Annotated in this window: 9 protein-coding genes; 5 read left to right on the top strand and 4 right to left on the bottom strand. The window is 44.4% G+C overall.

Annotated elements, in window-relative coordinates; all coding sequences use genetic code 11:
* The first annotated feature begins 579 nt into the window (after positions 1-579).
* The 4 genes from hutU (at position 580) to hutH (ending at position 6180) form a co-directional block, all read left to right on the top strand.
* A complete protein-coding gene (hutU, locus tag ACI35L_RS00965; RefSeq protein ID WP_439802041.1) occupies positions 580-2259 on the top strand; it encodes a urocanate hydratase in 1680 nt (559 codons plus the stop codon).
* The gene (gene hutI / locus ACI35L_RS00960) at positions 2252-3523 is read left to right on the top strand and encodes an imidazolonepropionase (protein WP_439802040.1); all 1272 of its coding nucleotides are present in this window, start codon (positions 2252-2254) and stop codon (positions 3521-3523) included. The genes hutU and hutI overlap by 8 nt, the downstream gene beginning before the upstream one ends.
* Positions 3510-4496 carry an agmatinase family protein gene (locus tag ACI35L_RS00955; protein WP_439802039.1) on the top strand — a complete coding sequence of 329 codons (987 nt, stop codon included), beginning with the start codon at positions 3510-3512 and terminating at the stop codon, positions 4494-4496. Before hutI ends, ACI35L_RS00955 begins: the two co-directional genes overlap by 14 nt.
* A gap of 178 nt (positions 4497-4674) precedes the next feature.
* Positions 4675-6180, top strand: a complete 1506-nt coding sequence (gene hutH, locus ACI35L_RS00950; protein WP_439802038.1) for a histidine ammonia-lyase — start codon at positions 4675-4677, stop codon at positions 6178-6180.
* Between the two features lie 77 nt (positions 6181-6257).
* On the opposite strand, the gene ACI35L_RS00945 is transcribed toward hutH, so the two are convergent.
* From ACI35L_RS00945 to ACI35L_RS00935, 3 genes are all read right to left on the bottom strand, one after another.
* Complete coding sequence (locus tag ACI35L_RS00945) at positions 6258-7154, bottom strand: sulfurtransferase (protein ID WP_049670860.1); 897 nt, start codon at positions 7152-7154, stop codon at positions 6258-6260.
* Positions 7155-7271: 117 nt separating this feature from the next.
* Positions 7272-7520, bottom strand: a complete 249-nt coding sequence (locus ACI35L_RS00940; protein WP_049670861.1) for a spore coat protein — start codon at positions 7518-7520, stop codon at positions 7272-7274.
* A gap of 18 nt (positions 7521-7538) precedes the next feature.
* Positions 7539-7721 (bottom strand): hypothetical protein, encoded by a 183-nt coding sequence (locus ACI35L_RS00935; protein WP_049670862.1) that lies wholly within the window; start codon positions 7719-7721, stop codon positions 7539-7541.
* A 165-nt stretch (positions 7722-7886) separates the two neighbouring features.
* Here ACI35L_RS00935 and htpG point away from each other — a divergent pair, with 165 nt between their 5' ends.
* Entirely contained in the window at positions 7887-9764 is a 1878-nt protein-coding gene (gene htpG, locus ACI35L_RS00930) for a molecular chaperone HtpG (RefSeq protein WP_049670863.1), read from the top strand.
* Positions 9765-10013: 249 nt separating this feature from the next.
* Here htpG and ACI35L_RS00925 read toward each other — a convergent pair.
* A partial coding sequence (locus ACI35L_RS00925) for a hypothetical protein (RefSeq protein WP_439802037.1) occupies positions 10014-10236 on the bottom strand: 223 nt, incomplete at its 5' end.

The following is a 10236-nucleotide window of genomic DNA, read 5'->3' as shown; positions in this document are numbered from 1 at the left end:
GAAAATGATTCATACTGAGAGCGTATATGATTAACCATCGTTTACCTCTTACTATTATGATTTCTATAACCTATTTAAGTGAATGAAAAAAGAAATTTATTTAGGGGAGTAAGAAGCAAGCAGCCGCGATTTTCGACATAACTATATAACCAAGAGACTATCTACATCCACCCAGAAGTTCTGCCTAACAGTAGTGTAAACCAGTATAGATTGACTTAAACAAAATAGAAGGAAGTTCATAATCAGGGGAGAAACGAAAGATAAACTATTTTTGACCGAACTTCAGGAACCTGGTATCTGAATGATGAGGTAAGAACATGTTCGATGACTGTTTTTTTGTGAAAGCACTCTTCCCACAGCATCTGTAAATCGGGAATCTAATTCTAGTTCCTGTCTCACCTCTCGTCTGCCGAATGTCTTTTCGTATGTAGAAAACGAGCAGTTAATCTAGCTATTGAAAAACCTTTTATTTAAGTGTCTACAAATATAGAATCTATTTCTTCCACTCTTTGAATATAGATAGTTTAGAAAGGTCACGGGCGTAGTATCCCGGAAATATACGAGGGAGGTAGGAAGAAGTTGAATAAGCATTTAGCTTTATATCACCACTATAGCGGAACGGAATTACATGCAAAAGGCTGGCAGCAAGAGGCTGCTATTCGAATGCTTTTGAATAATTTACATGAAGATGTTGCAGAGAATCCGGAGAATCTCATTGTATACGGCGGGACGGGAAAAGCAGCGAGAAACTGGGAAGCGTTTCATACCATCATTCATTCGTTGAATGCCTTGGAAAATGACGAGACCCTGTTAGTTCAATCGGGAAAGCCGGTCGCCGTCTTCCGAAGTCATGAGTTTGCACCTCGTGTGCTGCTGGCTAATTCTAATCTAGTTCCGGCATATGCAAAATGGGAGGTATTTCATGATCTTGAGCGAAAAGGGCTTATCATGTATGGCCAGATGACAGCAGGAAGCTGGATTTACATAGGCTCACAAGGAATTGTTCAGGGGACATATGAGACTTTTGCGGAATGTGCGCGACAGCATTTTGGCGGGACGCTGGCAGGGACGATTACGGTTACGGCAGGCCTCGGAGGAATGGGAGGTGCACAACCGCTTGCCGTGACGATGAACGGTGGTGTTTGTGTAGCCATTGAGGCTGATGAAAAGAGAATTGACCGGAGAATAGAGACAAGATATGCCGATTATAAAGCTTCTTCCCTGGAGGAGGCTGTAAAAATGGCCCTTGAAGCAAAGAAAAAAGGAGTCTCTCTCTCCATTGGACTATGCGGAAATGCAGCAGAATTATTGCCGAAAATGATTAAAGAAGGTTTTATTCCTGATGTGATTACCGATCAAACGTCTGCCCATGATCCCTTGTATGGCTATATCCCGTCCGGCATGACATTAGAGGAAGCTGATCAGCTTCGCAGGGAAAACCCCGAGAAATATCAATCCAAATCCATTGCTTCCATGGCTGTTCATGTCCAGAGCATGCTGGATATGAAGGAGAAGGGGGCCATTGCCTTTGATTACGGAAATAATATCCGGCAGGCTGCCAAAGATGCAGGCGTTAGAAATGCATTTGATATTCCTGGCTTTGTGCCCGCGTATATCCGCCCGCAATTTTGCGAAGGACGAGGTCCTTTCCGCTGGGTCGCCTTATCAGGAGATCCAAATGATATTGACAAGACAGATGAGTTAATCCTTCGAGAATTTAAAGACAACAAAGCACTCTGCCGATGGATCCAGCTTGCCCGGAAGCATATCCAGTTCCAAGGGCTTCCTGCCCGCATCGCATGGCTTGGCTACGGGGAAAGGGCTAAATTTGGACGCCTCATTAATGACATGGTCGCAAACGGTGAATTAAAAGCCCCGATTGTCATTGGACGAGACCATTTGGATACCGGCTCAGTGGCATCTCCCAACCGTGAAACAGAAGCGATGAAGGATGGTTCTGATGCCGTAGCTGATTGGCCTATCTTAAATGCTCTTATCAATGCTTCCGGCGGGGCTTCATGGGTATCAGTCCACCATGGCGGGGGTGTTGGAATGGGCTATTCCATTCATGCGGGGATGGTGATTGTGGCAGATGGAACCAAACAGGCTCGTAATCAGCTTGAGCGGGTACTCACGACAGACCCGGGGCTCGGAGTTGTGAGGCATGCGGATGCTGGATATGAAAGGGCGGTAAAGACGGCCCGAGAAAAAGGAATCCAAATGCCTATGCTGGATAGAGGAGCACTCCATCATGAATAGCCGGCCGATATGGATTCATCATATTGGTCAGCTTGCCACGTTGAAGCCATTACGGACAGGCCCGAAAATAGGAATGGATATGAGCGATCTTGGATTAATAAAAGACGGCAGTCTATGGATAGAAAAGGGGAAGATTGAGGCGGTCGGCAAAACGGCTCAATTAAAACGAGTATATGCCGGAAGGTTGAGGGAGGCTGAAGTCATTGATGCAGGCGGGAGGCTGATGACACCCGGCTTAATCGATCCCCATACTCATCTCGTCTATGGCGGAACCAGGGAAGAGGAATTTGAAATGCGCCTCCAAGGTGCCAGCTATATGGAGATCATGAATGCCGGCGGCGGTATTCACGCGACGGCAAAGAAAACAGCAGCCGCTTCCTTTACGACTCTGTTAAACGAGGCAAAAAATCGTTTGAATCAATTCTTACAGCATGGGGTTACAACGATTGAGGGAAAGAGCGGCTACGGCATGAGCCTTGAAACAGAATTGAAGCAATTACGCGTCATGCGGGAATTAAATGAAAACCATCCAATCGATATTGTCCCCACCTTCATGGGAGCACATGCCATTCCGAAATCGTATACCGGCAGGGAAGAGGAGTTTGTGGAAGAAATCATCGAGAGCATGATACCCGCTGTCCAAGAGGAAGGCCTCGCTGAATTCATTGATGTATTCTGTGAGAAGGATGTTTTCTCCATCGAACATTCAAAACAAATTCTCGAGGCTGGGAAGGCTGCTGGCTTGATTCCGAAAATTCATGCAGATGAAATTGTCTCGACAGGAGGAGCCGAGCTCTCCGCCCAAATTGGCGCCATTTCAGCTGAGCATTTATTAAAGACAAGTATTGACGGGATTAAGGCGATGGCAGATGCCGGAGTTATCGCCTGCTTGCTTCCTGCAACCGCCTTATTCTTGGGAGAGGAACCCGCAAATGCCCGGAAAATGATTGATATGGGCGTACCAATTGCGGTGTCAACAGATTGCAATCCAGGTTCATCTCCGACCGTTTCCATGCCGCTTGTGATGAATCTGGCCTGTTTGATGATGAAGATGACTCCAGCTGAAGCATTAACTGCAGCGACCTATAATGCTGCTTGCGCCATCAATCGTGAGGCGCAGCTCGGCAGCATTGAAATCGGAAAACAGGCTGACCTCGTTCTCTGGAAGATTGGCTCCTATCAAGAGCTTCAATATCTTTTCGGTGTCAATCATACGCATTCTGTTTGGAAGAAAGGGGAGCTGGTTGTCAATGGATTTAGCTGATCACTGGCTTCGTGAGCCGAGCTGGTCCTGGAATTCTTCCGGTGAACCGTCTGGCTATGTACATGATTGGGTTCAAAAGATTGGCAGCGTTCATTCACCGCCGGATTGCATACTTTATGGAGCCCCTTTGTCCAAAGCATCCATCAGTGTTTCTGGTGCATCTCTTTATCCGGATGTGTTCCGTAAGCTTTGGAAGCAGTTTGCAGTCTATCATTTTGAGGAGGAGATTGACCTCTCTTCATATTTGGTAGCAGATGCAGGTGATATCGTAATGCATACAACGAATGTTGCTGAATCACATCGCAGAATTGAGGAAGCCACGAAGGCGCTGAAACAATACTTTCCGAAACAAACCCTTTGCATGATTGGCGGCGATCACTCCACAACGGCCTGTGCCATCCGCGGATTGAAGGACACCGACCCAAATCAAACGATAGCTATTCTTCAGCTTGATACCCATCTGGATGTACGAGACCCTGCTGAATTTGGCCCGGCGAATGGTACGCCAATCCGTCAGCTCATTGATGCGAATATCGTTTATGGCGAGAATATCGTGAATATCGGCCTACACGGTTATTACAATACGAAATCACTAGTCGAATATGCGAGAAGGCATCATATTCGGATGCACTCTCTTAAAAAGGCGAGGCAGGAAGGGATTTCTACTCTCATTGAACGAGAGCTGCATCATTTATCTAAAAGGGCCGATCTTATCTATGTCACGATTGATATGGACGTACTTGACATTTCCTTTGCGCCGGGTGTTCCTGCGGCAACTCCTGGCGGTATGCGGACAGAAGAATTATTTGAAGCTTTGCTTGCAATCGGGAAATCGGCTGCTGTTCATCATATCGATTTTGTTTGTTTAGACCCGACACGAGATTCAAGAATTGAAGAGACTTGCCGGATCGGGGTTCATGCTTGGCTTCAGTTTATGACGGGACGATTGATGGCAAAAAGAACGGGGATATAAGCTGTTTTCCTTATCGGGAGCCATTTTTCTCCATGATTGCGCATAAAGATATATGGAGGGTATACGAATAGGAATCATGCTCTCTCATTTACAAGCCAACAACTTTGGGCTATATCATGACTTGTCTCTGATATGGCCTTTTATATGCCAGGAGATGAAAAGCTGAGGGGGTTACGAGTTGATTCTCATTGATGGAAAATCTTTAACACTGCAGGATATTGAAAGGGTGCTCGATCATTCCGAGCAAGTCGCTTTATGCAAGGAAGCCGAGAAAGGGATTTTGGATGCGAGGGAGCTTGTTGAAAGAAAGCTGGCGGAAGGTAAGATTGTGTATGGGCTGAATACGGGCTTTGGCAAGCTGAGTGAAACGACCATTTCATCTGACCATGTACGCGAGCTTCAGATTAACTTAATTCGCTCCCATGCCTGTGCAGTGGGAGAGCCTTTTTCAGAGCCCATTTCCAGGCTGATGCTACTGCTGCGAGCAAACGCACTGGCAAAAGGCTATTCAGGCATAAGGATGGAACTTATTCAATTATTGGTCGATTGTCTGAACAGGGGAGTGTGTCCAATCATCCCTGGCAAGGGCTCTCTAGGGGCAAGTGGAGATTTAGCACCGCTGGCCCATTTGGCGCTTGTTTTGATAGGAGAGGGAGAGGCCATCTACCAAGGGAGGCGATACCCGGGAATAGTTGCTTTGCAAAAAGCTGGGCTAAAGCCAATCCAGCTTGAAGCGAAGGAAGGGCTCGCATTAATCAACGGTACGCAAGCTATGGCCGCGAGCGGGATAATCGCCTACATGGAGGGCAAGAGGCTTGCAGATATGGCAGACGGGATTGCATCATTGACACTTGAAGGCCTGCGCGGTGTGGTGGATGCTTTTTTGCCGCTGACCCATGAGGTGAGAGGATTTAAGGAACAGCAGGAGGTAGCTGAACGCATCTTTACCTATTTGGAGAATAGCCAGTTGACAACAAGGCAAGGCGAGCTCCGCATTCAAGATGCTTATTCACTGCGCTGCATCCCGCAGGTTCATGGCGCCATCCAGCAGGTACTAAGCTATGTACGGGACAAGCTGTCCATTGAAATCAATGCCGCAACCGATAACCCTTTAATCTTTCCGGAGACTGATCAAGTGATCTCAGGCGGGAATTTTCACGGGCAGCCGCTTGCTTTTGCCATGGATTTCCTTGGGATTGCTGTTTCGGAGCTTGCGAACATTTCTGAAAGACGCATTGAGAGGCTGGTGAATCCTCAATTAAATGATTTGCCGCCATTTTTGAGTGCGAACCCTGGACTCGAATCTGGTATGATGATTACCCAATATGTCGCTGCATCGCTCGTGTCAGAGAATAAGGTTCTCTCCCATCCTTCAAGTGTTGATTCGATTCCCTCCTCCGCCAATCAGGAGGATCATGTCAGCATGGGAGCCGCTGCAGCGAGACATGCCTTAAGCATTCTTGATAACGCTAGAAAGGTTCTGGCGATTGAATGGATTTGTGCCGCACAAGCGATAGACTTCAGGGGAGCGGATAAATTAGCTCCTTCTACGAAAAAACTGTATGATTACTTACGCAATAGGATTCCTTTTGCTGCCTCTGATCGGTCTCTTTCTTTTGAAATTGAAGAAATGGCGGGGGAAATGAAGGGGATAAACGCCCCATTCATATGGAGTCATGAATAATAGGTATAACATAAAAATATTATGTAAACAATCGGATAAAAACAAGAGATGGCTGTTTTTCCCATCTCTTGTTTTTATTATTTGTCTCCCGTTATAAGAGGAAGATCTTCATTCGAAGCCCATTCATTCATCGACCCATCATAGACGGACACATTTTTCACGCCAATCTGCTCTAACACTAACGCATTCCAAGTGGCGGCAATACCGCCGCCACAATAAGTGATGACCTTTTTATCCGGATCAAGGGCACCCGTTTTCTCGAAATTTCTCTTCAACTCATCAGTCGGAAGAATGGTCTTTGTCTGCGGATTCGCATGACACCCAAAGAAGACATTCACACTGCTTGGGATATGGCCTTTCCGTGGATATGTATCTGTTTCTCCTCTGAAATCCTCTGGAGAGAGGCTGTTGATCAGCACAACAGAATCATCTTCAATGGCTTTAAGAACATCCTCCATTGTCGCGAGCATTTCTTCCTTCCGTTTCCCCGAGAAATCAGCCTTCGGGTACGAGCTTGATTCGCTGGTAAGCGAGCGTCCTTCTTCCTTCCACTTTTGTAATCCGCCTTCAAGGACAGCGATATTTTCCAATCCTTCATACTTTAACTGCCATCGTAACCTGGCTGCCCATTGCGGGGCGGTAACAGATACGCCGACAAGCGCTCCTTGATCATATATAACTGTATAGGTATCCTCATCTCCAATACCGAGATTCTCCATATGTTGAGTAAATACCTCACGTTCAGGCAATGTAAATGGGAGGGGGGATTCAGGATTGGAGAGCTCATGTAATAAATCAGCATAAACGGCACCAGGAATATGGCCCAGATTGTAGGAGTCTCTGCCAGATGTCAGCGTTATTTGTCCATTTTGCAAAGGCTTCATAAAGGTTGTGGCATCGATTACCCGCAGGTTTGGGTCGTCAAGATGTTCTTCAAGCCATTCAGTTGTAACGATTAATGGAATTTTATCCAAAGGTATTTCACTCCAGTCTTGTCGGTATAAGGAGAATATATTATAAAACAGATAAAATTACTAAGAATTAGACTTGAACAAAACAAAAAAGGACAGCTGTCGGCTGTCCTTTTCGTCTTACCCTTGTGCAAATTGGTTTTTCACCGTATTGATTTCTTCCTGTGTGGCTTGTTCGGCGGGGATATAATAACCCTTTTGTTTAGCTATGCTGAAAATTTTATATTGGCGCGCTTCGTCCTGGTCGCGCATTTGCTGAATGGTTCTGCGCAGCTCTTCATTTTCCGTTTGCGCGATGATGCCGGCATAGCCAGCTAAGCTTCCATTCAAACAAGATAAATAATCACTGACAATATCTTTTTCCTGCATGTGTCATAGCCTCTCTTTCTATAAAAAGGTCATAAGATTTTGTTTGTTTTTGCGTGCATCCTGAGCGTCATTTCGGAGCTGGTCTGCAATGGCAGAATCGGTTACCTGCTGGGCATAATAGTCAAGTTTATTGGCAATTGTCCCATGACCCCCAATAAGATGGCGAAGGTTCTGCAGCTCTAGTTCATTCAAATTCGGCATAAATAAAGCACCCCCTATAAAGAATTCACGGATAGTATTTGTATTCTGACGGGCATTATACGACTAATGCGTATTGACAAATCGATGAAATTTGTGATAATTAAAAAATGTTAGCACTTGTATGAGTTGAGTGCTAAAAAGAATGTGGAAAGGGTGCATAAAATCATGGCAATGAAGCAATTTCAAGCCGAATCAAAGCGATTGCTCGAAATGATGATTAATTCTATCTATTCACAACGGGAAGTTTTCTTGAGAGAACTGCTTTCAAATGCGAGTGATGCGATTGATAAGCTGTATTATAAGGCGTTAATAGATGAAAATTTAACGTTTCATAAGGATGATTATTACATAAAAGTGAGTGCCGACAAGGAGAACCGCACACTGACTATTACTGATACAGGGATTGGAATGACACAAGATGAGTTAGAGACAAATCTTGGGGTCATCGCTAAAAGCGGCTCATTAGCCTTCAAAAAGGAAAATGAAAGCAAGGACGGCCATGATATCATCGGACAATTCGGTGTAGGCTTCTATGCGGCCTTTATGGTGGCCGATATCGTTACAGTGGTCAGCAAGGCCTTTGGTACAGATCAGGCATACCGCTGGGAATCGAAAGGAACAGATGGTTATACGATCACTCCTTGTGAGAAGAATAGCGTTGGTACGGAAATTATCTTAACGATTAAGGACAACACAGAAGAAGAAGATTACGATCAGTTCCTGGAGGAATATCGTCTTAAAGAAATCATCAAGAAATATTCCGATTTTATCCGCTATCCAATCAAGATGGATGTAACGGAAAGCAAGCTGAAAGAAGGCTCAACAGATGAATTTGAGCAAGTGACCGAAGAAAAGATCATTAATAGCATGGTGCCAATCTGGAAGAAGAATAAAAGCGAGCTGACGGATGAGGATTATGAGCAGTTCTATCATGAGAAGCATTACGGATTTGATAAGCCGCTGAAACATATTCACATTAATGTCGATGGAACGATCCGCTACAATGCGATTCTCTACATTCCGGAAAATATTCCGTTTGATTACTATTCTAAGGAATTTGAAAAAGGGCTTGAGCTGTATTCTAATGGAGTACTGATCATGGAAAAATGCGCAGATCTTCTGCCGGATCACTTCAGCTTTGTGAAAGGAATGGTCGATTCAGAGGACCTTTCGCTCAATATTTCTCGTGAGATGCTTCAACATGACCGCCAGTTGAAACTAATCGCGAAGAATATCCATAAAAAAATTAAGAATGAATTGCTGTCCCTTCTGAAAAATGACCGTGAAAAATATGAGCTCTTCTATAAATCATTTGGCCGCCAAATCAAATTTGGTGTATACAATGAATTCGGTGCCAATAAGGATATGCTCAAAGACTTGCTCATGTTCTATTCATCCAAGGAGAAGAAAATGGTCACTCTTGATGAGTATATGGAACGAATGAGTGAGGAGCAAAAATATATTTACTATGCCACTGGAGAATCCATCGAGCGTATTGATAAACTGCCGCAAACAGAAATGGTAGCGGACAAGGGCTATGAAATTCTCTACCTTACAGATGATATCGATGAATTTGCCATCAAAATGCTGATGACGTTCAAAGAGAAGGAATTTAAATCAGTCTCAAGCGGGGATTTAGGTATTGAGGACAGTAAGGAGGACGCTTCAGAATCGGATGTTAACGAGCATAAGGACTTATTCGCTCACATGGCTAAAGCACTTGCGGGAAGCGTCAAGGATGTCCGTGCCTCTAAGCGCTTGAAATCTCATCCTGTATGCCTCTCAACCGAAGGAGAAATCACGATTGAGATGGAAAAGGTGCTAAATATGATGCCGGATAATCCGGGTGTTAAGGCGGAAAAAATTCTTGAAATCAATCCAAATCATGAGGTGTTCACATCCTTGGTCAATGCGTATAAGCATGACAAGGAAAAGCTGGACTTATATACAAAGCTTTTGTATAACCAAGCCTTATTGATTGAAGGACTTACGATTGAAGACCCTGTAGCATTTACGAATGATATTTGCAAGGTCATGGTTTAATGACGTAGAGTGATGAGATAATCTTATCAAGACCATTGAAAGCCGGTTTGTTTTACGAAGAGTAAAACAAACCGGCTTTATTTTGTTACTTATGTAGTTTTAAAGGCGTTTCAGTTATATAGCTGGATATCTATGAGAATTCATGAAGGTACACTTCAATGCTAATCTCGCTGCCATTAGATAATAGATTTAATCACCGTTAAATTGCTTAGAGGTTAACAAAATCAAAGACTTCTCTATCGTGTTGGTTTATTTCTTAAATTGTTTGTATTCGTCAATATAAAAAGCGACACCTCCGCAATTGGGGCAAACCGCTGCTTTTGGAATGGCCGAAGCTTTATTGAATAATCCATTGCCTTTTCTGCTAATTTTTATCCCGTACATTCCTCCTTGAACCGTTACGGCACAGTCATTTACCATTTCAGCATGACATTGTTGACAAATTCTTTTCAATATACATAACCCCCAAATG

This window comes from Pradoshia sp., from assembly GCF_051873915.1.
GTDB lineage: Bacteria > Bacillota > Bacilli > Bacillales > Pradoshiaceae > Pradoshia.
Note: the sequence above shows the minus strand (reverse complement) of the source record. Positions and strands in the feature narration are given on the sequence as shown.

Excerpts from the sequence above, each read along its gene's own strand:
- hutI (WP_439802040.1), top strand. The coding sequence starts at position 2,252 with ATGAATAGCCGGCCGATATGGATTCATCATATTGGTCAGCTTGCCACG.
- ACI35L_RS00955 (WP_439802039.1), top strand. The coding sequence starts at position 3,510 with ATGGATTTAGCTGATCACTGGCTTCGTGAGCCGAGCTGGTCCTGGAAT.
- ACI35L_RS00940 (WP_049670861.1), bottom strand. The coding sequence starts at position 7,520 with ATGCAGGAAAAAGATATTGTCAGTGATTATTTATCTTGTTTGAATGGA.
- ACI35L_RS00935 (WP_049670862.1), bottom strand. The coding sequence starts at position 7,721 with ATGCCGAATTTGAATGAACTAGAGCTGCAGAACCTTCGCCATCTTATT.
- htpG (WP_049670863.1), top strand. The coding sequence starts at position 7,887 with ATGGCAATGAAGCAATTTCAAGCCGAATCAAAGCGATTGCTCGAAATG.